Annotated in this window: 16 protein-coding genes, 1 tRNA gene and 2 pseudogenes; 3 read left to right on the top strand and 16 right to left on the bottom strand. The window is 63.6% G+C overall.

Going from position 1 to position 25,372, the window contains the following annotated elements; genetic code table 11:
• Positions 1-37: 37 nt before the first annotated feature.
• Positions 38-1,261, bottom strand: coding sequence for a GNAT family N-acetyltransferase (locus tag AC5ZGW_RS31005; protein ID WP_130225564.1), 1,224 nt, complete (start codon positions 1,259-1,261; stop codon positions 38-40).
• A gap of 154 nt (positions 1,262-1,415) precedes the next feature.
• On the opposite strand from AC5ZGW_RS31005, the pseudogene AC5ZGW_RS31000 reads away from it, so the two are divergent.
• Positions 1,416-2,677: pseudogene (locus tag AC5ZGW_RS31000) on the top strand (FAD-dependent oxidoreductase).
• Here the strand turns inward: AC5ZGW_RS31000 and AC5ZGW_RS30995 are convergent.
• The 12 genes from AC5ZGW_RS30995 to AC5ZGW_RS30940 form a co-directional block, all read right to left on the bottom strand.
• Entirely contained in the window at positions 2,599-4,632 is a 2,034-nt protein-coding gene (locus AC5ZGW_RS30995) for an ABC transporter ATP-binding protein (RefSeq protein ID WP_130225566.1), read from the bottom strand. The pseudogene AC5ZGW_RS31000 and the gene AC5ZGW_RS30995 sit on opposite strands and share 79 nt — an antisense overlap.
• 152 nt (positions 4,633-4,784) lie before the next feature.
• Positions 4,785-6,839 (bottom strand): FAD-dependent oxidoreductase, encoded by a 2,055-nt coding sequence (locus AC5ZGW_RS30990; protein WP_130225567.1) that lies wholly within the window; start codon positions 6,837-6,839, stop codon positions 4,785-4,787.
• Positions 6,840-7,018: 179 nt separating this feature from the next.
• Positions 7,019-11,218 (bottom strand): DNA-directed RNA polymerase subunit beta', encoded by a 4,200-nt coding sequence (gene rpoC / locus AC5ZGW_RS30985; protein ID WP_028168544.1) that lies wholly within the window; start codon positions 11,216-11,218, stop codon positions 7,019-7,021.
• Between the two features lie 199 nt (positions 11,219-11,417).
• Positions 11,418-15,536: a DNA-directed RNA polymerase subunit beta gene (gene rpoB / locus AC5ZGW_RS30980; protein WP_130225568.1), complete on the bottom strand. Its 4,119-nt coding sequence runs from the start codon at positions 15,534-15,536 to the stop codon at positions 11,418-11,420.
• 456 nt (positions 15,537-15,992) lie between these two features.
• Positions 15,993-16,370, bottom strand: a complete 378-nt coding sequence (rplL, locus tag AC5ZGW_RS30975) for a 50S ribosomal protein L7/L12 (RefSeq protein ID WP_027520973.1) — start codon at positions 16,368-16,370, stop codon at positions 15,993-15,995.
• Between the two features lie 54 nt (positions 16,371-16,424).
• Positions 16,425-16,943 carry a 50S ribosomal protein L10 gene (gene rplJ, locus AC5ZGW_RS30970; RefSeq protein ID WP_028168542.1) on the bottom strand — a complete coding sequence of 173 codons (519 nt, stop codon included), beginning with the start codon at positions 16,941-16,943 and terminating at the stop codon, positions 16,425-16,427.
• Between the two features lie 537 nt (positions 16,944-17,480).
• The gene (locus tag AC5ZGW_RS30965; RefSeq protein WP_130225569.1) at positions 17,481-18,437 is read right to left on the bottom strand and encodes a 2-hydroxyacid dehydrogenase; all 957 of its coding nucleotides are present in this window, start codon (positions 18,435-18,437) and stop codon (positions 17,481-17,483) included.
• Positions 18,438-18,536: 99 nt separating this feature from the next.
• Positions 18,537-19,229: a 50S ribosomal protein L1 gene (gene rplA, locus AC5ZGW_RS30960; protein WP_028168540.1), complete on the bottom strand. Its 693-nt coding sequence runs from the start codon at positions 19,227-19,229 to the stop codon at positions 18,537-18,539.
• Between the two features lie 6 nt (positions 19,230-19,235).
• On the bottom strand, positions 19,236-19,664 hold the full coding sequence (gene rplK / locus AC5ZGW_RS30955; RefSeq protein WP_130225570.1) for a 50S ribosomal protein L11: 429 nt from the start codon (positions 19,662-19,664) through the stop codon (positions 19,236-19,238).
• Positions 19,665-19,887: 223 nt separating this feature from the next.
• Positions 19,888-20,418 (bottom strand): transcription termination/antitermination protein NusG, encoded by a 531-nt coding sequence (gene nusG, locus AC5ZGW_RS30950; protein ID WP_028168538.1) that lies wholly within the window; start codon positions 20,416-20,418, stop codon positions 19,888-19,890.
• 20 nt (positions 20,419-20,438) lie between these two features.
• Positions 20,439-20,630 carry a preprotein translocase subunit SecE gene (gene secE, locus AC5ZGW_RS30945; protein WP_016840554.1) on the bottom strand — a complete coding sequence of 64 codons (192 nt, stop codon included), beginning with the start codon at positions 20,628-20,630 and terminating at the stop codon, positions 20,439-20,441.
• A gap of 218 nt (positions 20,631-20,848) precedes the next feature.
• Positions 20,849-20,924 (bottom strand) — tRNA-Trp (locus AC5ZGW_RS30940).
• A 153-nt stretch (positions 20,925-21,077) separates the two neighbouring features.
• Here AC5ZGW_RS30940 and AC5ZGW_RS30935 point away from each other — a divergent pair.
• On the top strand, positions 21,078-22,298 hold the full coding sequence (locus tag AC5ZGW_RS30935) for a serine hydrolase domain-containing protein (RefSeq protein ID WP_130225571.1): 1,221 nt from the start codon (positions 21,078-21,080) through the stop codon (positions 22,296-22,298).
• A gap of 107 nt (positions 22,299-22,405) precedes the next feature.
• On the opposite strand, the pseudogene AC5ZGW_RS30930 reads toward AC5ZGW_RS30935, so the two are convergent.
• Together AC5ZGW_RS30930 and AC5ZGW_RS30925 are read right to left on the bottom strand one after the other, a co-directional pair.
• Positions 22,406-23,172: pseudogene (locus AC5ZGW_RS30930) on the bottom strand (SDR family NAD(P)-dependent oxidoreductase).
• Between the two features lie 74 nt (positions 23,173-23,246).
• Positions 23,247-23,954, bottom strand: a complete 708-nt coding sequence (locus AC5ZGW_RS30925; RefSeq protein ID WP_130225572.1) for a histidine phosphatase family protein — start codon at positions 23,952-23,954, stop codon at positions 23,247-23,249.
• Positions 23,955-24,104: 150 nt separating this feature from the next.
• Here AC5ZGW_RS30925 and AC5ZGW_RS30920 point away from each other — a divergent pair, with 150 nt between their 5' ends.
• Positions 24,105-24,890, top strand: coding sequence for an SDR family NAD(P)-dependent oxidoreductase (locus tag AC5ZGW_RS30920; RefSeq protein ID WP_130225573.1), 786 nt, complete (start codon positions 24,105-24,107; stop codon positions 24,888-24,890).
• Between the two features lie 229 nt (positions 24,891-25,119).
• Here the strand turns inward: AC5ZGW_RS30920 and AC5ZGW_RS30915 are convergent.
• Positions 25,120-25,372 (bottom strand): hypothetical protein (locus tag AC5ZGW_RS30915; RefSeq protein ID WP_496114013.1); only part of this gene is annotated, 253 nt, incomplete at its 5' end.

Raw genomic sequence — 25,372 nt, 5'->3', positions numbered from 1 at the left:
ACGATTCCGTCCTGCCAAGAAGGCTTACAGGCCCTGGTCAATGGCCAAGGCCCTCGACTTCCGCCTGGTGTCGACGGACCCCAGCCTTTGCTGGCGCGCGCAGCGCGGCGCCCGCTTCCTTTTCCGGCTTGCTCGCGGTGCCCTGCGGCGCCTTGGCGGAGGATGTCCGACGACGCTGCCGCAGGCGGTCCCGCAGACGCCGCAGAAAATGGTAGCCGAGCAGCCGGCCCGCTTCCATCCGGTAGCCCAGCGACTTCGTTCCGCTGACATCGAAGAGCAGATCGAGCATGGTGCGGCGGCCGGTCCATAGCTGGGCCATGAAGCTGTCTTCGGCGGCGCAGGAATTGATCGCCTCGATCTCGGGCTGCGCGAACAGCTGATCGGTCACCTTGTCGACGAGGAGATGCCCGGGTGAATATCGCGCGAACTGGGCATCGTATGCGGTCTTCCAAGTGTAGGCGGTCGCGCCGCCATACATCAGCACCTGCGCAGCCGCGACCTCGCCGTTGACCTGCAGCAAGGCGACGGAGCAGGCTTGGCGGTCGGCCAGATTGTGCACCAACTGCCTGGTGAAGGCGGCATCGCGGGCATCCGATAACACCGCCGTGCCCTGCTCACCCTTCCAACTTGCCTTTTCCATCGCCAGAAACGTCTCGAACGCCTGGCGGACCGCGCCAGGCGACCGGTCGTTGACGACATCGACGGCGCCAAGCGCCGACAGTCTGTTCCAGTCCTGACGCAGCTTTTTCCGCGTCGAGCCGCTACGCTTCACGCCGAATTCCTTCGTCACGAAAGGCCGGCTGCTCGTTGCAACGATCAACGGCTCGATGCCACGCGCGGCCAGCCATTTTGACATGGCCGCGTAGCTCGGGCACTCCCCGTCGAACGACGTGAGGCTGAGGACATCGGGCAGCAGCGGGTCTTGTTCGATGGCGGCGAGGAATGCGGGAATGACCTGATCGGCGAAGGCCGGATCGACGACCGGGCTGGAGAGAAAAGCATAAGTGTAGGGCAGCGCTTCCGACACCTTTGGCCACAATCGCACGGCCTGCCGCACCTGTAGCGCCCAGATGCCTACGAGCCTCCGCTGCGAAGCGCCCTGCTCCCAGGCCAGCAGCACGTGGATCCTGGCAAAGTCGGTCGCAACGGCCGCCGCAAGCGCGGCCGGATTCATGAACACGTTCGACGACGCACGCCGCACCAGATCGTCCCATTGCGGGGCGATGTCCAGGCTGGGTGAATCAATCGTTACCAAGATCATCGAAATCCGACCCTTCGACCGCGCGCCATCGTGTTTGCGGGACATTGCTTTTCAATTAAGCGGACGCGGGACTGACTGGATTGTGAAGCACCAGTTCAGGGTTCCTTTGCGATTCTCGGCCATGCATGGAGCCTTGCGATCAGAGGCAAGACGCATGCGCTACACGGATGTTGCCATCATCGGCGGCGGGCTCGCCGGTTCGACCGCCGCGGCGATGCTCGGACGCGCGGGCATCTCGGCGTGCCTGATCGACCCGCATCTGAGCTATCCACCTGAGCTGCGCTGCGAGAAGCTCGGCGGAGATCAACTCGAGCTGTTGCGCAGGACCGGCCTTGCCGAAGAGACGCTGCGCGCCACGACGCTGGACGGCCAGGTGTGGGAGGCGCGGTTCGGCTACGTCGTCGCCAAGAAGCCCAGCGATCAGCACGGCATCCTCTATGACACGCTGGTCAACACCATGCGCGCGCAGATTCCAGGCGATGTCGAGATCATCCATGCCAAGGCCTACGCTGTTTCAAACAGCGCCGACCGGCAGAAGATCGTGCTGTCGAACAATGAGGAGATCTCGGCACGGCTCATCGTGCTCGCTAACGGCCTGAACACCGGCCTGCGCCACACGCTCGGCATGCAGCGCCGCATCATCAGCGCGTGCCATTCAATCACGCTTGGCTTCGATGTCATGCCGGTCGGCCGCGCGGCGTTCGATTTTCCGGCACTGACCTATTGGCCGGGCCGGCCGAGCGCGCGCATGGCCTATCTTACATTGTTCCCGATCGGCGGAACGATGCGCGCCAACCTCATGGTCTACCGCGACATGACCGACCCGTGGCTGCAGCAGTTCAGGCAGGCGCCGGAAGCCACCATGCTCGCCACGATGCCGGGGCTTGCCCGCATGACCGGCGGCTTCATGGTCTCCGGGCCGATCAGGATCAGGCCCGCCGACCTCTACGTCACCGAAGGATATCTGCAGCCCGGTATCGTGCTGGTCGGCGACGCGTTCTCGACCTCCTGCCCAGCCGCCGGCACCGGTAGCGACAAGGTCTTCACCGACGTCGAGCGGCTGTGCAACGTCCACATCCCGGCGTGGCTTTCGAGCGACGGCATGGACGTGCCGAAGATCCAGGCGTTCTACGACGATCCGGTCAAGCAGGCCTGCGAGGCACGATCGCTTGCCAAGGCCTACCACCTTCGCTCGCTGTCGATCGACCATGGCCTGACCTGGCGCGCCGGACGCTGGGGCCGCTTCGTGGTCCGCTTCGCGCAGGGCGTCCGCTACTCCACCGCCGGCGCGTTTCGCCCCGGCCGGCAAGGCCGGATCGCGACATCAAGCTGAGGGATCACTCCTCGTCGTCGTCCTCATCATCGTCTTCATCGTCGTCGGCCTGCGCAGCGGCATTGTGTGCGACGTGGCCCTGATCGTCCCAGAGCTTGCGGTAGACGCCGTTTGCGGCGAGCAGCTCGGCATGGGTGCCGCGCTCGATCGCCTTGCCGCCGGAGATCACGATGATCTCGTCCATGTCGACCACCGACGTCAGCCGGTGCGTCGACCAGATCATGGTGCGGCCCGCGGCAACCCTGAACAGCGTGCTGTTGATCGCGGCCTCCGTGGTCTGGTCGAGGGCCGAGGTCGCTTCGTCGAGCAGCAGCACGGACGGATTGCGGATGATGGCACGCGCGATCGCGATGCGCTGGCGCTGGCCGCCTGAGAGCGTGTCGCCGCGCTCGCCGACCACGGTGTCGTATTTCTGCGGCAGGCTCATGATGAAGCGATGGATTTCGGCCTTGCGCGCGGCGTCCACGACCTCTTCGTCACTCGCGCCTTCCTTCCCGAGGCGGATGTTCTCCCGGATCGACATGTTGAACAGCATGTTCTCCTGGAACACGACCGCCATGCTTCGCCGCAGCGATTCACGCGTCACCTTGCGGATATCGACGCCGTCGATGGTGACGCGGCCCTCGTCCGGCACGTAAAGCCGCAGGATCAGATTGAGCAGCGTGCTCTTGCCGGAGCCCGAGGGGCCGACGATCGCGATGCGCTGACCAACCTTGAGCTTGAGGCTGAAATTATCGAGCACCGGCTCCTGACTGCCCTCGTACTGGAACGTCACGCGCTCAAAGGTGATGTCATTGGTGATGCGCGGCAGGTCCGGCGCGCCCGGCCGGTCGGCGCCGCGCGTCGGCTCGTCCAGGAGTTCCTGCATATGCTGCACCGCCGCCGCCGACTGGATCGATACCGGGATGAAGTGCATCAGGTGCGCGATGTTGTAGGACACCTCCCAGAATGCGCTTTCGAAGGTGACGAAGGTGCCGATGGTGATCTGGCCCTTGGTGGCGAGATAGGCGCCGATCGCGAGCACCACGAGGTGCAACAGCAGCACCGCGATGGTGACCGTGCGCTCCACCATGGTCGACAGGAACATGGCGGAAGCTGCCTTCCGCCGCACGTCGTTGTTGCGCATCGTGAACCAGCCGAGCGCGCGGCGCTGCAGGTTGAACGCCTTCACCACGGCCTGGGCCGCGACATTCTCCTGCACGGTGCCGAGCAGCGCGGCCTCGTTCAGCTTCTGCTCGTAATTGGCCTGCACCGCCTTCGGGGTCAGGATCCGCGGCCCGATCAGGGTGATCGGAAACACGAGTAGCGCGACCACGGCAAGCTGCCAGCTCAGGAACAGCATCAGGATGATGCCGGCAATGAGCTCCAGGAACGGCAGGGCGGCGCTGTTGGCGAAGCTCTTGACCGAGCCCTCGAAGGCCGAAAGGTCGATCGAGAAGCGCGACAGGATCTCGCCGCGCTTGGTGCGGGCGAAATAGGACGACGGCAGGTTCTGGACGTGCTCGAACAGTTTGGTCCGCGCGTCGGAGATAATGCAGGCGGCAAGCCGCGCGTCCCAGCGTTCGTACCAGACCGCGATGATGGAGGTGATGATCCCGGCGGCGGCAAGCACGCCGAGGATCTTGTAGAGCGCCTGGAAGTCTTCCTCGCCGAGCGCATCGTCGATCAGGAACTTCAGGCTGAGCGGCATGATGACGTTGAACAACGTCTCGACCACGAGGCCGAAGCTGACGAAGACCAGCATCCGCTTGTAGTTGGCCAGATACGGCTTGACGAAGCCGTAGATCGTGGCAAGCGCGCCGGCGGCTTCCTTGGCGGTGAAGACGACGAGGTCCTCGTCCTCATCATCGTCATCGAGCTCGATTTCGTTCTCGGCGTCGGCTTCGTCATCATCGTCGGGAAGCGGTGATGTCGACGAAGGCTTGCCGCCGGGCCTGGACGTAGCGGAATCGGCATTCGCCCCGAGCTTCTTTTTCAGCTCGAGTTCATCCGTCGCAACCGGATTGTGACCGTCAGATGATGGGGGCTTCGATGCCATGAAACCAACCGATACTGCACGGCCGGCATGACCGCAAATCGAGCGCGACAGCGCGATACGCGCTATGCCAACGATTCTATGCGATCAGCAAGGATTGGGCAAAGCAATTGAACCGGCCGGTGCACCGGTCAATCTTCAGGTCAATCCTTGGGTCAATCCTCGTCCTCGACCTTATCGAAGAACGAATAGCGCAACGCGTCGGAGTCGCCGTACCAGTGGCCGGGCCCCTTGTTGGCGGCGCGCGCCGCGGTCCACAGCGCCTCGGTGCAGTCGCGACGATGGGCGGCGAGATCAAAACCGTTGCCGAAGAACAGTTCCGACCACTCCCACCAGGTGGCGAGCTTCTTGACGCCACGCAACAGATCGTAGCGGTCGATCAGGCCGGGCGCGAGGTCCGAAGTCACCGAGCCGAACACGAGGCCGGTCTTGACCACGCGATGCAATTCGCGCGCCGCGCGCACCACCTGCTTTCCGCCGAGATGGCAGAGGCTGGTCTCGAACACGAAGTCGAATTCGTTGTCCTCGAACGGCAGGTCGACGACCGAGCCGAGCTTGTTGTACTCCTGCAGCGCCTTCGGTGTCTTGCCGTGGATGAAGCGGTTGTTCTCGACGCCCCAGGCATCGACCCCGCGCTCGCGCAGCGCGCCGACCAGTTCGCCGCTCGCCGAGCCCGCCACCAGGAGCTTGTAGCCCTTCGCCTCGCCCCAGACGATCTGGATCATCTCCATCAGCAGCGCGGGATCGGTGAAGTGGCGCCACGCCTCGCTGTAGGGGCCCTGCCCGCGATAATTCTCGAAATAACCGCGGTCGATCTTGTCCGACAGCGGCCGCTCGGCCTGGGCGCGGGCATGGCGCAGCCGGATCATCTCGGTCAGGATGATGTCGGTCGCCGCATCGGACGAATCGAGCAGGCCGTTCAGCGTGGAATCGAACAGATAATCGCCGACCACGACGATGCCGGGATGCTCCTTGGGCTCGGGACGATGGTTGGTCATGACGTCGCGCGCCGGCAGGCCGCCGGGCAGCGCGTTCACCGAGCTCAGCCAGCGGTGGATCTTGCCCTCGAGGAAATGCTCGCGCGCATTGCCGAGGGAAGCCGGCAGCGATTTCAACGCAGCATCGATCAGTTCCTGGTCGGTCAGATTGGCAAAGGCCAGCGCGTCCGAGCCCGCGATCAGCCAGTTCAGGACACCGTGCCGGCCAACATCATGGCGCGAACCTTCGTTGTAGACGCAGCAGCCGCCGAACGCTTCCGACATGAACCAGGAGCCCGGGATCTTCTCGCCCCAGAACGGCTCGTCGAACAGGATCGAGACGCGCAGGTAGTGCGCCGGGCGGTCGAAATAGGCGATGTGCTTGACCATCGACTGGCGCAACTCCTCGCCGTCCCAGCCGAGCGTGGCGAGCCAGGAATGCGGCAGGCAGACCAGCACGAGGTCGAAGTCGCGCGTCTCCGGCCCTTTCCCGTTCATCATGTTGAGGCGGTAGCGGCCGTTGCCGGCCTTGCCGACTTTCAGCACCCGGTGATTGAGCTGGATGTCGGCATCGACTTCCGAGCGCAGGCATTCGATGAGCTGCTCATTGCCGTTCTGGATCGAGTACAGGCCGATATAGCCGTCGATATCCATCACGAAATTCTTCAGCGCATTGAGCCCGTTGGTGTTGTGGCTCTCGGTCGCGATGTCGGAGCGGGCCATCACCTTGAAGAAGCGCTTGGCGGTCGGATCCTCGACCTCCTCGTCGAGGAGTTGCTCGCAGGTCTTGTGGGCCCAGGGATGCTCGTTGTCATGCGCGCCGACGCCTTCGTAGTATTCGACCGGCGAGATCATCTCGGTGCAGCGCTTGCGGAACGCTTCGATCGCCTCGGCGGTCGTCGCGCCATATTTGCGGCGCATGCCCCGCACGTCGTTCAAGAGCTCGCCGTCGAGCTGGACCTGCTCGGCATCCATCGGGATGGTCTGCAGGCCGAAATGCTGGATCAGTTCGCGCAGCGGATCCGGGCCGGTCATCGAATAATCGTAGATCTCGGCGACGCCGGCCTCGTAGGTCGCGGATGCGGTATTGAATTTGCGCGTGACGATCTTGCCGCCGAGCCGGTCCGACGCCTCGTAAATGGTGACGCGGCAGAGGTCGCCGAGCTTCCTCTTCAGGTACCAGGCGCTCATCAGCCCGCCGGGGCCGCCACCAACGATTGCGAGATCAAGCATGGGGATTCCGTTCTTCCGGGCGGGCGAAGCACCCGGCCGTAGCCGCTCTTAGCAGAAGCGCTTTTCTGTCTGAAGGAAAGATGAACAAAGCGCATTCCTGCAGCGCAGCACAAGAGGAGAGCAGCAAAAAGGCCGGCAAAAAGCCGGCCTTTTCGTGAGTACCGTAGTTTTGCGGGGTATTACTCCGCCGGCGGCAGCGCCAGCGGCTCCGCTTCGGGCGCGGACGGCACGATCGCCGCCTGCTTCTCGCGCTCGTCGAGGATCAGCTTGTCGCGCTTCATGGCGACTTCGCGGATCCGCGCCATCGAGGCGCCCGTGCCTGCCGGGATCAGCCGGCCGACAATGACGTTCTCCTTGAGGCCTTCCAGCGGGTCCACCTTGCCGTTGACCGCGGCTTCGGTGAGCACGCGAGTGGTCTCCTGGAAGGAGGCCGCCGAGAAGAACGAGCGGGTCTGCAGGCTCGCCTTCGTGATGCCGAGCAGCACCGGCGTTCCGGTCGCGGGCTTCTTGCCCTCTTCCTTGGCCTTGGTGTTGAGCGCGTCGAACTCGATCTTGTCGACCTGCTCACCCGAGATCATGTCGGTGTCGCCCTGATCGGTGACCTCAACCTTCTGCAGCATCTGACGGACAATCACCTCGATGTGCTTGTCGTTGATGAGCACGCCCTGCAGCCGGTAGACCTCCTGGATTTCGTTGACCAGATAGGCAGCGAGTTCCTCGATGCCCTTGATCGCCAGGATGTCGTGCGGTGCCGGATTGCCTTCGACGATGAAGTCGCCCTTTTCGACGATGTCGCCGTCCTGCAGGTGGATGTGCTTGCCCTTCGGGATCAGGTACTCGCGCGGCTCCTCGGTCTTGTCGGTCGGCTCGATCGAGATGCGGCGCTTGTTCTTGTAGTCGCGGCCGAAGCGGATGGTGCCCGCCACTTCCGCGATGATCGCCGCATCCTTCGGCTTGCGCGCCTCGAACAGTTCAGCAACGCGCGGCAGACCGCCGGTGATGTCGCGGGTCTTGGCGCTCTCGGTCGAGATACGCGCCAGGATGTCGCCGGGCTTCACCTGCGCACCGACGTCGACCGACAAAATCGCGTCGACCGACAGCATGTAGCGGGCATCGCCGCCACGCGCGAGCTTCATCACCTTGCCGTCCTTGCCCTTGACCACGATGGCCGGGCGCAGATCGGCGCCGCCACGCGTCGATCGCCAGTCGATGACGACGCGCTTGGCGATACCGGTGGATTCGTCCAGCGTCTCCGAGATCGACTGGCCCTCGACCAGGTCCTCGAACCCGATCGTACCCTCGACTTCGGTCAGCACCGGACGGGTGTAAGGATCCCACTCGGCGATGCGCTGCCCGCGCTTGACCATATCGCCCTCGTCGACATGCATGCGCGAGCCGTACTGGATGCGATGGGTCGCACGCTCGGTGCCGTCGGCATCGACGATCGCAACCACCATGTTGCGGACCATCGCGACCAGGTGGCCTTCGCTGTTGCGGGCGATTGCCTTGTTCCTGATCACGATCTTGCCGTCGAAGTTCGACTCCACGAACGACTGCTCGTTGATCTGCGCCGCGCCGCCGATGTGGAACGTGCGCATCGTCAACTGCGTGCCCGGCTCGCCGATCGACTGCGCCGCGATCACGCCGACCGCCTCGCCGTGGTTGACGGGGGTGCCGCGGGCGAGATCGCGTCCGTAGCACTTGGCGCAGATGCCGTTGATGAGCTCGCAGGTCAGCGCCGAACGGATCTTCACCTCCTGGATGCCGGCCTTCTGGACGGCGTCCACATGGGACTCCTCCATCAGCGTTCCGCGCGCGATCAGGACCTCGTTGGTCGCGGGATCGCGCACGTCATCGCAGGCCACGCGGCCCAGGATGCGCGAGCCGAGCGAGGCGACCACCGTGCCGGCATCGATGATGGCGCGCATCTTGATGCCGAGATGGGTGCCGCAGTCGCTGGACGTGATGATGCAGTCCTGCGCCACGTCGACCAGACGGCGGGTCAGGTACCCGGAGTTCGCGGTCTTCAACGCGGTGTCCGCGAGGCCCTTGCGGGCGCCGTGGGTCGAGTTGAAGTACTCGAGCACCGAGAGGCCTTCCTTGAAGTTGGAAATGATCGGCGTCTCGATGATCTCGCCCGACGGCTTCGCCATCAGGCCGCGCATGCCCGCGAGCTGGCGCATCTGCGCCGGCGAACCACGCGCGCCGGAATGCGCCATCATGTAGATCGAGTTGATGTCGGCATCCGCCCCGCTGGCCGTCTTCTTGGTCGAGGAGATCTCCTTCATCATCGCCTTGGCGACTTCTTCGCCAGCCTTCGACCAGGCGTCGACGACCTTGTTGTACTTCTCGCCATGGGTGATCAGGCCGTCATTGTACTGCTGCTCGAAATCCTTCGCCAGCGTACGGGTCTGGTCGACGATCTTCCACTTCGACGCCGGCACGACCATGTCGTCCTTGCCGAACGAGATGCCGGCCTTGAAGGCGTTGTAGAAGCCGAGCGCCATGATGCGGTCGCAGAAGATCACCGTCTCCTTCTGGCCGCAGTGCCGGTAGACCTGGTCGATCACGCCGGAGATCTCGCGCTTGGTCATCAGCTTGTTGATGATGTCGTACGAAGTCCTCGGGTGCTTCGGCAGCAGGTTGCCGAGCATGACGCGGCCCGCGGTGGTTTCGATCCAGCGCTTGCTCTTCTTGCCTTCCTCGTCGAGGCCCTCCCACCGGTACTTGATCTTGGTGTGGAGGTGGATGACCTTCGAGTGCAGGGCATGCTCGAGCTCGGCCATGTCGCCGAACACCTTGCCCTCGCCGGGCAGGCCTTCGCGCATGATCGAGACGTAGTAGAGGCCGAGCACGATGTCCTGCGAGGGCACGATGATCGGCTGGCCGTTCGCGGGGTGCAGGATGTTGTTGGTCGACATCATCAGGACGCGCGCTTCGAGCTGCGCTTCGAGCGAGAGCGGAACGTGCACGGCCATCTGGTCGCCGTCGAAGTCGGCGTTGAACGCGGCGCAGACCAGCGGGTGAAGCTGGATCGCCTTGCCCTCGATCAGCACCGGCTCGAACGCCTGGATGCCCAGACGATGCAGCGTCGGCGCGCGGTTCAAGAGCACCGGATGCTCGCGGATCACCTCGTCCAGGATATCCCAGACCTCGGGCCGCTCCTTCTCGACCAGCTTCTTCGCCTGCTTCACGGTCGTCGACAGGCCCTTGGCGTCAAGCCGCGAATAGATGAACGGCTTGAACAGTTCGAGCGCCATCTTCTTCGGCAGGCCGCACTGATGCAGGCGCAGCTCGGGACCGACCACGATCACCGAACGGCCCGAATAGTCGACGCGCTTGCCGAGCAGGTTCTGGCGGAAGCGGCCCTGCTTGCCCTTGAGCATGTCGGCGAGCGACTTCAGCGGGCGCTTGTTGGCGCCGGTGATGACGCGGCCGCGGCGGCCGTTGTCGAACAGCGCATCGACGGCCTCCTGCAGCATGCGCTTCTCGTTGCGGATGATGATGTCGGGCGCGCGCAGCTCCATAAGCCGCTTCAAGCGGTTGTTGCGGTTGATGACGCGGCGGTAGAGGTCGTTGAGGTCAGACGTCGCGAAGCGGCCGCCATCGAGCGGCACCAGCGGGCGCAGGTCCGGCGGGATCACCGGAATGACCGTCATGATCATCCATTCCGGCTTGTTGCCGGAGACGCGGAAGGCCTCGACGATCTTCAGCCGCTTGGCGAGCTTCTTGTGCTTGATGTCGGAGTCGGTCTCCTGCATCTCGGCACGCAGCGAGAGCTCGAGCTTCTCCAGCTCGAGGCCCTTCAGCAATTCACGGATCGCCTCGGCGCCGATCATGGCGGTGAAGCTGTCCTGGCCGTATTCGTCCTGCGCCTTCAGGTACTCATCTTCCGACAGGAGCTGACGGTCCTTGAGCGCGGTCAGACCCGGCTCGAGCACGACGTAGTATTCGAAGTACAGGATGCGCTCGAGATCCTTCAGCGTCATGTCGAGCAGAAGGCCGATGCGCGACGGCAGCGACTTCAGGAACCAGATGTGGGCGACGGGCGCCGCGAGCTCGATATGGCCCATGCGCTCGCGCCGGACGCGCGACAGCGTGACTTCGACCGAGCACTTTTCGCAGATGATGCCCTTGTACTTCATCCGCTTGTACTTGCCGCACAAGCACTCGTAGTCCTTGATCGGCCCGAAGATGCGGGCGCAGAACAGCCCGTCCCGCTCCGGCTTGAAAGTGCGGTAGTTGATGGTCTCCGGCTTCTTGATCTCGCCGTAGGACCAGGACAGAATCTTCTCCGGGGACGCGATCGAAATCCGGATCTGGTCGAAGACCTGGGCCGGCGTCGTCGGATTGAAAAGATTCATAATCTCTTGGTTCATGGTCTTCTCCGTCTGCCGACTTTCGTCGGCCCATGCATTCCTTTTCTGTCATGCCCCGCGAAGGCGGGGCATCCAGTAATCACCGCAGCCGCGGGTTACTGGATCGTCCGCCGGAGCTTGTCACCGGACCGGCGTTTGGCCGGACCCGTTGGCGGACGATGACGGCGGCGAAGGCGGCGTCACCGCCGCCTTCACGAAATTACTCGGCCGCTTCCGACGTCGGTGCCGGTCCCACCTTGGAATTGTGCAAGTCGACGTTGAGGCCGAGCGAGCGCATTTCCTTGACCAGCACGTTGAACGACTCCGGGATACCGGCCTCGAACGTGTCGTCGCCGCGCACGATCGCCTCGTACACCTTGGTACGGCCGGCGACGTCGTCCGACTTCACGGTCAGCATCTCCTGCAGCGTGTAGGCCGCGCCATAGGCTTCCAGCGCCCACACCTCCATTTCGCCGAAGCGCTGGCCGCCGAACTGCGCCTTGCCGCCCAGCGGCTGCTGGGTAACCAGCGAGTACGGGCCGATCGAGCGGGCGTGGATCTTGTCGTCCACCAGATGGTGCAGCTTCAGCATGTAGATGTAGCCCACCGTCACCTTGCGATCGAAGGGATCGCCGGTGCGGCCGTCATAGACGGTCGACTGGCCGGAGGCGTCGAAGCCGGCAAGCTTCAGCATCTCCTCGATGTCGGCCTCCTTGGCGCCATCGAACACCGGAGTCGCGATCGGCACGCCGTGACTCAGATTGCGGCCGAGCTCGATCAACTCGTTGTCGTTCAGCGAGCGGATGGTTTCATCGTCGCCATAGATCCTCTTCAGGGTCTCGCGCAGCGGCTTGAGATCCTGCTTCTGATAATAGGCGTCGATGGTCTGGCCGATGCGCCTGCCGAGGCCGGCGCAGGCCCAACCGAGATGCGTCTCGAGGATCTGGCCGACGTTCATGCGCGAGGGCACGCCGAGCGGGTTCAGCACGATGTCCGCATGCGTACCGTCCTCAAGGAACGGCATGTCCTCGATCGGAACGATCTTGGACACCACGCCCTTGTTGCCGTGGCGGCCGGCCATCTTGTCGCCGGGCTGGATCTTGCGCTTCACCGCGACGAAGACCTTGACCATCTTCATCACGCCGGGCGGCAGTTCGTCGCCGCGCTGCAGCTTTTCGACCTTGTCGAGGAAGCGCTGCTCGAGCCCCTTCTTCGACTCGTCGTACTGCTTCCGCATCGCCTCGATCTCGGCCATCAGCTTGTCGTTAGGCGAGGCGAACAGCCACCACTGCGACTTCGGATACTCATCGAGCACCGCGCGGGTGATCTTGGTGTCCTTCTTGAAGCCCTTCGGACCGGAGATGCCCTGGCGGTTCTCCAGCAGCTCGGCGAGACGGTTGTAGACGTTGCGGTCGAGGATCGCCTGCTCGTCGTCACGGTCCTTGGCGAGGCGCTCGATCTCCTCCCGCTCGATCGCCAGCGCACGCTCGTCCTTGTCGACGCCGTGGCGGTTGAACACGCGCACTTCCACGATCGTGCCCTGCACGCCCGGAGGCACGCGGAGGGAGGTGTCGCGGACGTCGGAAGCCTTTTCGCCGAAGATGGCGCGGAGCAGCTTCTCTTCCGGCGTCATCGGGCTTTCGCCCTTCGGCGTGATCTTACCGACCAGGATGTCGCCGGCGCGCACTTCCGCGCCGATATAGACGATGCCGGCTTCGTCGAGGTTCTTCAGCGCCTCTTCCGAAACGTTCGGAATGTCGCGCGTGATTTCCTCAGGACCCAGCTTGGTGTCGCGCGCCATCACCTCGAACTCCTCGATGTGGATCGAGGTGAAGACGTCATCCTTCACGATCCGCTCGGAGAGCAGGATCGAGTCTTCGAAGTTGTAGCCGTTCCACGGCATGAACGCGACCAACACGTTGCGGCCGAGCGCGAGCTCGCCGAGATCGGTCGACGGACCGTCAGCGATGATGTCGCCCTTCTTGACGATGTCACCGACCTTCACCAGCGGACGCTGGTTGATGCAGGTCGACTGGTTGGAGCGCTGGTACTTCATCAGACGGTAGATATCGACGCCCGACTTGGTCGGATCGAGATCTTCCGTAGCGCGGATGACGACGCGGGTGGCGTCGATCTGGTCGATCACGCCCGAGCGGCGGGCCGCGATCGCGGCGCCGGAGTCGCGGGCAACCACACCTTCCATGCCGGTGCCGACGAACGGCGCCTCGGCGCGAACCAGCGGCACCGCCTGGCGCTGCATGTTCGAGCCCATCAGCGCGCGGTTGGCGTCGTCGTTCTCGAGGAACGGAATCAGCGCGGCGGCCACTGAAACGAGCTGCTTCGGCGACACGTCCATGTAGTCGACCTTGTCAGGGGTCACGGGCAACACTTCGCCGGCGTGACGGCAGACCACGAGGTCCTCGGTGAAGCGGCCCTTCGGATCCAGCGGCACGTTGGCTTGCGCGACGCGGTAGCGCCCCTCCTCCATCGCCGACAGGTACACCACCTCGTCGGTGACGCGACCCTCCTTGATCTTCCGGTAAGGCGTCTCGACGAAGCCGTACTTGTTGACGCGCGCAAACGTCGCGAGCGAGTTGATCAGGCCGATGTTCGGACCTTCCGGCGTCTCGATCGGGCAGATACGACCGTAATGCGTCGGGTGCACGTCGCGCACCTCGAAGCCGGCGCGCTCGCGGGTCAGACCGCCCGGGCCAAGCGCCGACAGGCGCCGCTTGTGGGTGATCTCCGAGAGCGGGTTGGTCTGGTCCATGAACTGCGAGAGCTGCGAGGAGCCGAAGAATTCGCGCACCGCGGCCGCCGCCGGTTTCGCGTTGATCAGGTCCTGCGGCATGACGGTGTCGATATCGACGCTCGACATGCGCTCCTTGATCGCGCGCTCCATGCGGAGCAGGCCGATGCGGTACTGGTTCTCCATGAGTTCGCCGACCGAGCGCACACGACGGTTGCCGAGATGGTCGATGTCGTCGATCTCGCCCTTGCCGTCGCGCAGGTCGACGAGCGTCTTGATGACGGCAAGGATGTCTTCCTTGCGCAGCGTGCGATGGGTGTCGGGCGCATCGAGCTCGAGGCGCATGTTCATCTTGACGCGGCCGACCGCGGAGAGGTCGTAGCGCTCGGAGTCGAAGAACAGCGACTGGAACATGGCCTGCGCCGAATCCAGCGTCGGCGGCTCGCCCGGACGCATCACGCGGTAGATGTCGAACAGCGCGTCCTCGCGCGTCATGTTCTTGTCAGCCGACAGGGTGTTGCGGATATAGGCGCCGACGTTGACGTGGTCGATGTCGAGCAGCGGCAGGTCCTTGTAGCCCTGCTCGTTGAGCGACTTCAGGAGCTTCTCGGTGATCTCCTCGCCGGCTTCGGCGTAGATCTCGCCGGTCTTCGGATTGACGAGGTCCTCGGCGAGGTAATTGCCGACCAACTCCTCATCCGACAGACGCAACGCCTTGAGGCCCTTCTCCTGCAGCAGGCGGGCCTGGCGAACGGTGAGCTTCTTGCCGGCCTCGAGCACGACCTTGCCGGTATCGGCGTCGATCAGGTCGTTGACCGTGGAATAGCCGCGGAAACGGTTGGCGTCGAACGGCACGCGCCAACCTTCCTTGGTACGCTTGTAGCTGATCTTCTTGTAGAAGGTCGAAAGGATCTGTTCCCCGTCGAGACCGAGCGCGTACATCAGCGAGGTCACGGGAATCTTGCGGCGGCGATCGATGCGCGCGAACACGATGTCCTTGGCGTCGAACTCGATGTCGAGCCAGGAGCCGCGATAGGGGATCACGCGCGCCGCGAACAGGAGCTTGCCCGAGGAGTGGGTCTTGCCCTTGTCGTGGTCGAAGAACACGCCCGGCGAACGGTGCATCTGGGAGACGATGACGCGCTCGGTGCCGTTGACGACGAAGGTGCCGTTCATGGTCATGAGCGGGATGTCGCCCATGTAGACGTCCTGCTCCTTGATGTCCTTGACCGACTTGGCACCGGTCTCCTCATCGATATCGAACACGATGAGGCGCAGCGTCACCTTGAGCGGCGCAGCGAAGGTCATGCCGCGCTGGCGGCACTCGTCGACGTCATATTTCGGCGGCTCGAACTCGTAGCGCACGAACTCCAGCATCGAGGTGCCGGAGAAGTCCGAGATCGGGAACACCGAACGGAACACGGCCTGCAGGCCTTCGTCCGGCCGCCCGCCCTGGGGCTCATCGACCATCAGAAACTGATCATAGGACGCCTTCTGAACCTCAATGAGGTTCGGCATCTCCGCGACTTCCTTGATGTGACCAAAGAACTTGCGTACGCGTTTGCGACCGGTGAATGTCTGCTGCGCCATCGGGGCCTCTCATTTTCGCCGCCCTTTTGGGGCGTACCTTCCGGACCGCGATTGCCACCGCACCCGGGTTGAATTTCGATTCGCCTGGAAGGAACAAGGGCCAAATTCAGGAACCAAATCCTCAATTCGTTCTTGTGACCTTACAAAACGCAAAAGAACGCGCGGGGCGCTTGACGCACCCGCCCGTCAAAACTCGTCGCTTCACGGACTGAAAAAGCCCGAAATCTGCCTGTCTCCCAACGGTTCCCGTGGAAGCCCTGCCGCCCCCGCCGCCAACCGTGTTTCCGCTGCCACCCCGATATGGGACGGCGATCATGGAGATTCGAGGGTTAAACCCACGAATCCCCACACTTTTTTGTGTACCACGCATAACGCGACAACCCGTCGCACATCTTTTGCATGGCCTGTCCCGGATTGCGCGCGGCCGCCCGGGATTTTCGCTCAGTAACCCTCGGGTTACTTGAGCTCGACCTTCGCGCCAGCCTTCTCCAGCTGGGCCTTGATCTTGTCGGCTTCTTCCTTGTTGACGCCTTCCTTGACCGGCTTCGGAGCGCCTTCGACGAGGTCCTTGGCTTCCTTCAGGCCCAGGCCAGTAATGGCGCGGACTTCCTTGATGACCTCGATCTTCTTGTCACCGGAGGCAGCGAGCACGACCGTGAACTCGGTCTTCTCTTCAGCCGGAGCCGCGGCAGCGCCACCAGCGGCGGGACCGGCCACCGCAACGGCGGCAGCGGCGGACACGCCCCACTTCTCTTCCAGGAGCTTTGCGAGTTCGGCCGCTTCGAGCACGGTGAGGCTCGAGAGGTCGTCGACGATTTTCTGCAAGTCAGCCATTGATCTGTTTCCTTAAACGTTTGGTTCGAACCAGGGTTTGAGTTTTGCGAAGGGTCAGGCCGCTTCGCCCTTTGAGGCATGAGCCTGAATGACGCGCGCGAGCTTGGCCGCGGGCGCATTGGAGAGCTGGGCGAGCTTGGTCGCCGGGGCCACGATGAGGCCGACGATCTTGCCGCGCAGTTCGTCCAGCGACGGCAGCGAGGCAAGCGCCTTGACGCCATCGACATTCAGGACGGTTTTACCCATCGAGCCGCCAAGAATGACGAACTTCTCGTTCGCCTTGGCGAAATCGATGGCAACCTTTGGCGCCGCAACCGGATCGTTGGAGGTAGCGATCACGGTCGGCCCCTTGAGGAGGGTGCCGATGGCAGCGACGTCAGTGCCTTCAAGAGCAATTTTGGCGAGACGGTTCTTCGAGACCTTCACCGACGCGCCCGCCTGCTTCATCTGCTTGCGCAGGGTCTGCATCTGGGCGACGGTGAGGCCGGAATAGTGAGCAACGATCGCAACGCTCGTGGTCTTGAAGACCTCGTTGAGCTGTTCGACCGCCTCTTTCTTTGCCGCTCGTTCCACAGCAAGCTCTCTCCGGTTGGCGGCCTTCGCTTGCGCGGGACCGCCGGGTTGCACCCATCGTCCCACCCAAACCTTATGCCTCGGGACCGAAGTCCGAGGGACACGCCGGGCAAGACGACATTCTTAGAAGCCTGCCCTCCCGTCGGCCTTTCGACCGCGGGCTGTCGAGGTTCGAACCAAACCAGCTTCCGCAAGGCCCGCTTAAGGCTCTGCGCGAAGCAAAATCCAGTTTTCACCCGTCTATGCAGGCCATACGATTAAGCCGTTGAAAAACCGAAGTTTGTCGCGGGCGCCTGCAGTCTCGGACAGGATCAAGGCTAAGGCTCAAGCCAAAGCCCCTGCCCTCATCCCAACCGGGCCGACGGGTTCGCTTCCTTTCGAGCAATCCAAGTGGACGCCTGGAAGGAAAACTCTCCTATTGAGCCAAGTTTTCGGAATGCGAGCACAGGCACGCCAGCAACCGCCAGCACGCCCGGAAACAGTTTCTTAGCGGCTCCGCCCTCACTTGCCAAGAGCAAAATTCGGGCCGCGGACAGATCAGGCGAGCTGAACCTGATAAGGCAGCGGTTTGCCGGCGAAAAATGCCTCGAGATTGGCCAGCACGCAGTCCTGCATCGCCACATGCGATTCCAGGGTGTGGCCGCCGATATGTGGGGTCAGCACGATGTTCGGTAGCGCAGTGAGCGCGTCCGGCGCATGCGGCTCGATCGCGTAGACGTCGAGGCCGGCGCCGGCGATGATCTGGTCCGACAGTGCCGCAACCAGCGCGGCCTCGTCGATCACGGAGCCGCGCGAGATGTTGACGACCAGACCGTCGCTGCCGAGCCGACGCAGGATGTCGGCATTGACGGCGTGGTTGTTGTCCGCCCCGGCTCGCACCGCAATCATCAGGACGCTGCACCAGTCGGCCAGCGCCTCGAGGCTCGAAAAATACCGATACGGCACGTCGTGCCGGCTTCGGCTGAAATAGCCGACCTCGGTCTCGAAGGCGGCGACGCGCGCGGCAATCTTGCGGCCGATCTCGCCCATGCCGTAGACGCCGACCTTGCGGCCGCGCATGCCCGCCTGCGGCCGCATCATCGGCGATGGTTTTGCCTCCGCCCAGTCGCCGCTCCGCACGTAATTGTCGGCGACCGGCAGCCGGCGGACCGCCGCCAGCATCAGCGTCATCGCGATGTCGGCCACCGAGGCCGCATTCGCGCCGGGGCTGTTGCCGACCGCGATGTTGCGCTTCGCCGCGGCAGCAAGATCGATGCCGTCATAACCGGTGCCGTAGCAGATGATCGCGCCCAGCTTCGGCATCATGTCCATGGCGTCGGCCCCGAGCCGCCCGCTGCCGCCCGCGGTGATTAGCGCCCGGATGTCGGCGAGTTCCGCGGCCGAGAACGCCTCGTTCGGCCGCTTGCCGGCCGCGTTCAGCAGTTCATAGCGCTCACCGAAGCGCTGGAGCTGGGCTTTGGGAAAGCGCGAATAGATCAGGACTTTATCCGGCATTGTTGTTCTTCCCTGGAAAGCTGCGCCACGCCGCATAAGCAAAAGGCGGAACCGGCTGCCCGATCCCGCCCTCTCTATATTAGTAGGCCTTGCCGGTGGTTAGCCGAGCAGCGTGCCCGGCTCGACCTTCACGCCCGGGCCCATGGTGGAGGATACCGCCACGCGCTGGACGTAAGTGCCCTTGGCGCCGGCCGGCTTGGCCTTGACCACGGCGTCCGCGAGCGCCTTGATGTTCTCGACCAGCTTGTCCTCGGCGAACGAGGCCTTGCCGACGCCGGCCTGGATGATACCGGCCTTCTCGACGCGGAACTCGACCGAGCCGCCCTTGGCGCCCTTCACGGCGCCGGTGACGTCCATGGTCACGGTGCCGATCTTCGGGTTCGGCATCATGCCGCGCGGACCGAGCACCTTACCGAGACGGCCGACCAGCGGCATCATGTCGGGGGTGGCGATGCAGCGGTCGAAGTCGATATTGCCGGCCTGCACCTTCTCGACCAGGTCCTCGGCGCCGACGACGTCGGCACCCGCCGCCTTGGCCTCATCCGCCTTGGCGCCGCGAGCGAACACGCCGACGCGGAGCGTACGGCCGGTGCCGTTCGGCAGGGTCACCACGCCGCGCACCATCTGGTCGGCGTGACGCGGATCGACGCCGAGATTGATCGCGACCTCGATGGTTTCGTCGAACTTCGACTTGGCCCGCTCCTTGACCAGCTTGATGGCGTCCGCGAGCGGGTAAAGCTTTTCGCGGTCAATACCTTCGCGGGCCTTCTTCAAACGCTTTCCGATTGCCATGGCGCCTTACCCCGCAACTTCCAAGCCCATCGAACGGGCGGAGCCCTCGACCATCTTCATGGCCGCTTCGACAGTGCCGCAATTGAGATCCTTCATCTTCTTCTCGGCGATCTCGCGCACCTGCGCTTTGGTCACCTGGCCGGCCTTGTCGCGGCCCGGCGCCTTCGAGCCGGACTGGATCTTGGCAGCCTGCTTCAAGAAGTAAGACATCGGCGGCGTCTTCATCTCGAAGGTGAAGGAACGATCCGCATAGATGGTGATGACCACCGGGATCGGGGTGTTCTTTTCTTCCTTCTGCGTCTGGGCGTTGAAGGCCTTGCAGAATTCCATGATGTTGAGACCGCGCTGACCAAGCGCGGGACCGATCGGTGGCGACGGGTTCGCCGCACCGGCCGGGACCTGAAGCTTCAGGTATCCGGTCACTTTCTTTGCCATGTATCACTCCTGTTGTGCCGGACATTGTCCGGCGGGTTCAGGTTCCGTGGTTCGGACCCGGTGCGGCTGGCGACCGCGCCCGTCCTCCCACGTCCTTTCGGAAGCGTCTCCGCCTCCATTCTTGTCGTGCCCGGGCTCGACCCGGGCATCCATCCATCTTCGCAAGAAGCCTTCCTTCAAAGGCAGATGGATTGCCGGGTCAAGCCCGGCAATGACGACACAATCAGACCTTCTCGACCTGACCGAATTCCAGTTCGACCGGGGTGGCGCGGCCGAAGATCGAGACCGCGACCTTCACGCGCGAGCGCGCCTCGTCGATTTCTTCCACCACGCCCGAGAACGAGGCGAACGGCCCGTCGGCCACCCGCACATTCTCGCCGATCTCGAACGACACCGACGCCTTCGGCCGTTCCACGCCCTCCTGCACCTGGTGCAGGATCCGCATGGCCTCGGATTCCGAGATCGGCATCGGCTTGTTTTCGGCGCCCAGGAAGCCCGTCACCTTCGGCGTGTTCTTGATCAGGTGGAAGGCTTCGTCGGTAAGCTTCATCTTCACCAGCACGTAGCCGGGGAAGAACTTGCGCTCGGCGTCGATCTTGCGGCCGCGGCGAACCTCGGTGACCTTCTCGGTCGGCACCAGCACCTGCTCGAACAGTTCCTCCAGCCCACGTTGCTTAGCCTGTTCGCGGATCGATTCCGCCACCTTCTTCTCGAAGTTCGAGTAGGCGTGGACGATGTACCAGCGCTTGTCCATGGATTGCGTTAACGTGCTCATCAGTGGATACCCAGGATGAGGGTAATAAGATAGCGGATGATCTGGTCCGCGGCGAAGAAGAAGATCGACGCCAGCGCGACCATCACGAACACCATGATCGTGGTGATCGTCGTCTCACGACGGGTCGGCCAGGTGACCTTGGCGGTCTCCGAGCGCACTTCCTGCAGGAATTTGAACGGGCTGAAAGCCATTCTTTAAAGTCCGCGTCCGTCGTCAGACGATTCAAGTGTTTCAGGAATCCGAACAGTCCTTGAGTGCCCAGCCCTCTCGCGAAGGATGAGCCGGTTAACAGGCTCGGTTGTTCGGGGGATATCAAAGCCGCGCCGGATATCCGCCTTTTAATCGCGGGCCGGCTGCAGGTGGCGGGTATGTACTGCGGCAGTGGTGAAAGGTCAAGATATGCGCACGCTGGCAGGAGTGGCAGGGCTCGAACCTGCGACCCCCGGTTTTGGAGACCGGTGCTCTACCAATTGAGCTACACTCCTAAGGAACCGAAGCGTCGCCGCCGGTTCGCGCCGTTTGAAGCACAGGGCATGCCCCGAATGCAAGGGTGAAGCGGTAAACGCCCTGTTCAAGATTGCACTTCTCGGCCAGACTTCGCCCCGTCGCCGCGACAACAAGAAGCAACGGGAGAGACCATGACCGCGCAAACCGCCACCAGGCCGACATCCGCCCCGCAGACGCCACCCCTGCCCTCCGCCAAGCCCGAGCAGCTCGGCCTCTCCAGCGTCCGGCTGCAGCGGATGTCCGACACCTTCAAGCGCGAGGTCGACAAGGGAACCATCCCCGGCGCCACCGTGCTGGTGGCCCGCCGCGGCCAGATCGGCTGGTTCGACACCATCGGCCAGCAGGCCCCCGAGGGGGCGCCGATGGCGCATGACACCCTCTTCCGCATCTTCTCGATGACCAAGCCGATCGTCTCGGTCGGCATCATGATGCTGCTGGAGGACGGCCACTTCCTGCTCAGCGATCCCGTCTCGAAATTCATCCCGGAATTCGCCGAGACCAAGGTCGGCGTCGAGAGTGGCGGCAAGCTCGAGCTGGTGCCGGCGAGCCGCCAGATGACGATCCAGGACCTGCTCCGCCACACCTCCGGTCTCACTTACGACCACACCGGCAACGGCCTGGTGCAGCAGCTCTACCAGCAGTCGCGGCTGCGCAGCCGCAAGATCACCAACGCCGAGCACGCGACCTTGCTCGCCAGCATGCCGCTGATCTGCCAGCCCGGCGCCGAGTTCAACTACAGCCGCTCCACCGACATCCTCGGCCGCATCATCGAAGTCGTCAGCGGCAAGACGCTGGGCTCCTTCCTGACCGAGCGCATCCTGGCGCCGCTGCAGATGACCGAGACCGGCTTCTACACCGGCGAGGAGAATGCAACCCGGCTTGCCGAGGCGTTCCCGAGCGATCCCTGGAGCGGCGAGAAGGTGCAGCTCTTCAACATGCTGGAGCAGCCGGCGATGGAATCCGGCGGCGGCGGGCTGGTGTCGACCACGATGGACTATGCCCGCTTCTCGCAGATGCTGCTGAGCGGCGGCTCGCTCGACGGCAACAGGATCATCGGCCGCAAGACGTTGCAGCTGATGGCGTCGGACCACCTCGGTCCGCACGTGAAGATCCAGGGCACGCTGGTGCCGCCCGGGCACGGCTTCGGTCTCGGCTTTGCGGTGCGCACCCATCAGGGCATCGCGCCATTTCCGGGCTCGGTCGGGCAGTTCTTTTGGAGCGGCGTCGCCGGCACCTTCTTCTGGATCGATCCGGTCGAGGAGCTGTTTGCGGTGTTCATGTCGCAGGGCCCAGGCCAGCGCGACTATACCCGCACGCTGGTCAGGAACGGCGTGTACGCGGCGCTGGATTGACGCCGTCATTCCGGGGCAGCCCGCGAGGGCTGAACCCGGAATCTCGATCCGCAACTTCTGGATTCCGGGTTCGCGCTTGCGCGCGCCCCAGAATGACGAAGAAGGCCTCAACTGATCGTCGCGCCGCCGTCGATCACGACCGTCTGGCCGGTCATGAAGTCACCGGCCTTCGATCCCATCAGCACCGCGCAGCCGGCGATCTCGTCGGGGATACCGATGCGCTGCAGCGGCGAGCGCGCGGTCGAGGCCTTCAGGTTCTCCGGATTGTCCCACAACGCTTTCGCAAAGTCGGTCTTGATCAGGCCGGGAGCGATGCAGTTCACGCGGATATTGTGCTTGCCGTATTCGCAGGCGAGATTGCGCGCGAGCTGCATGTCGGCCGCCTTCGAGATCGCGTAGGCGCCAAGGATGGTCGAGCCCTTCAGGCCGCCGATCGAGGACACGATGATGATCGAGCCGTCCTTCGCTCGATCATCTGCGGCACCACCATCGAGATCAGCCAGTTGTTGGCGACGATGTTGTTCTCGAGGATCTTGCGGAACTGGTCGTCGGAGATGCCGGCCAGCGGACCGTAATAGGGATTCGACGCCGCGTTGCAGACCAGCACATCGATCTTGCCGAAGGCGCGGTTGCTTTCGTCGACAAGGTTCTGAAGGTTCTCCTTGCTCGAGATGTTCGCCGCGACCGCGACTGCGGTGCCCTTGCCGAACTTGCCGTTGATCTCCTTCGCCACGTCGTCGCAGACATCGGCCTTGCGCGAGGAGATCACCACCTTGGCGCCATGCTCGGCCATGCGCTCGGCAATGGCGCGGCCGATACCGCGCGTCGAGCCGGTGATGACGGCGACTTTTCCCTTCATGTCGAACAAGCTCATGTTTCTCTCCCAGATGTGAAGTCTTGATATTGGTCTCGAGCTAAGCAGCGTTCACCGTCACCGATATCATCGGGTCAGGCGAGCTTGTTCTCCGGCACGACTTCCGGGCCGGCCGGCTGATGCATCGCGGCATGCTTTGCGTCCGCGATCCACGGCTGCTGGTTCACCATCGGCAACCGCCAGAGGCTGGTGTCCGCGCTTGCGATATGATCGAGCCGCGTCACCGAACAATTGTCGATGTCGAAGGCAAGCCCCCTCTCCGGCTGGCCGCCGAGTGCCAGACCGACGGCGGCCTTGATCGTGCCACCATGACCGACCGCGATCACGTCCTTGCCGGCTTCCGCGACATTGATCCGCACGATCGCACGGCAGACACGGGTGTAGAGATCCATGAAACTCTCGCCGTCGGGCGCGGGTTCGTTGATGTCGGCGAACCAATGGCTGCCGACCGGGCGGCTGGCGAGGAACGCGGCGCGGTTCATGCCCTGCCACCGGCCGAGATGCTGTTCGGCGAAGGCGGCTTCCTTCGTCATGCTAACCGGCTTCGGAAAGCCGGCAGCCCAGATCGCCTCCGCGGTCTGATGCGTGCGCATGAGGTTGCTTGCGTACCAGACTGCGGTGCGCGGCAGGATCTTCGCGACCGCATCGAACACTTCGCGATCGCTGGTGTCGCATTCAATGTCCTTCTGACCGTAGATATTGCCGCCGTCGCTGCGCACCGGCGCATGCCGCACCCACCACCACCGTGTCGTGGCCACCTTTGACTTGTCGGCATTGGACATCACAAGACCCCTTGAATAGTGTGCGTGTGTCGTACGTCAGAGTACATAACGTCTCAAGCGACTTGTCTGAAGTGACTCTGGCGTTTGAAATCTTGTTTGAATTCCGCGAAGCGGCAGGCGCCGACACGCAAAGCTATCAGGGAGAAACATATGGGCCGCCTCGAAGGCAAATCCGTCATCATTACTGGCGCCGGAAGCGGCATCGGGCGCGCTGCCTCCCTGTTGTTCACGAAGGAAGGCGCCAAGCTGATCGCCGTCGACCGCACCGAGGGCGTGAACGAGACCGCAAAGCTGGTCCGCGATGCCGGCGGCGCTGTCGAAGCGGTGACAGCGGATGCAGGCTCCGAATCCGACGTGAAGGGTTTCATCGACAAGGCGCTTTCGAAATACGGCAAGCTCGACGCGATCTGGGCCAATGCGGGCATCAGCGGCGGCCTGGTGCCGCTCGCCGACCAGACAGTCGAGCACTGGCAGGAGGTGCTGCGCATCAATCTGATCGGACCGTTCCTCGCGATCAAGCATTCGATCCCGCATATGACCAAGCAGGGTTATGGTTCGATCATCTGCACCGCATCGGTGGCAGGACTGAAGGCCGGTGCCAGCGGCCATCCATACGGCGCGAGCAAGGCCGGCGTCATCAGCCTGGTGCAGACCACCGCCTATTCGCTGTCCGGCACCGGCGTGCGCATCAACGCGGTCTGCCCCGGCCTGATCGAGACCGGCATGACCAAGCCGGTGTTCGACCGCGCCAAGGAGCGCGGCACCTCCGACAAGATCGGCCAGCTCAATCCACTCAAGCGCCCCGGCCAGCCGCACGAGCTCGCCGCGATGGGATTGTTCCTTGCGAGCGATGAGGCATCCTACGTCAACGGCCAGGCGATCCCGGTCGACGGCGGTCTCACGGCATCGATGCCGTATACGGGCAAGCCGATTTAGGTTGCGTGGGTGACGCGCGTTCTTCCCTTCTCCCCTTGTGGGAGAAGGTGTCGCGCATGAAATGCGCGACGGATGAGGGGTCGTCTCCGCGGGCGACGGTGCGCGTGGAGAGAGACCCCTCACCCAAGTGAGTTCGTTGCGGGCGCCGGAGTAGCCCTCTCCCACAAGGGGAGAGGGCGCATCAATCGGCGCCGGAAAAGCGGTGTGTCGCACACTCTCTCCACAGTCGTCATGCGCGCATGGGGATGGGTTCTGATTCAAATTTCAAACAGCGGACCCGTAGGATGGGTAGAGCGAAGCGAAACCCATCGCGATGGAGCAAGCCGCGCGAATGATGGGTTTCGCCTCGCTCTACCCATCCTACGTCCGATTCAAGTAACGGATGTGAGTCCGCGTTCTCGCGGCAGTTCTGTGCGTCAAGTTCAGCAAAATTGATCATGGGGTCCGGCCAAGCCATCCCCTCGGAGCCGCCGTCGCTCGCT

Source organism: Bradyrhizobium sp. Crot121, from assembly GCF_059512385.1.
This window is presented reverse-complemented; position numbering and strand designations above follow the sequence as displayed.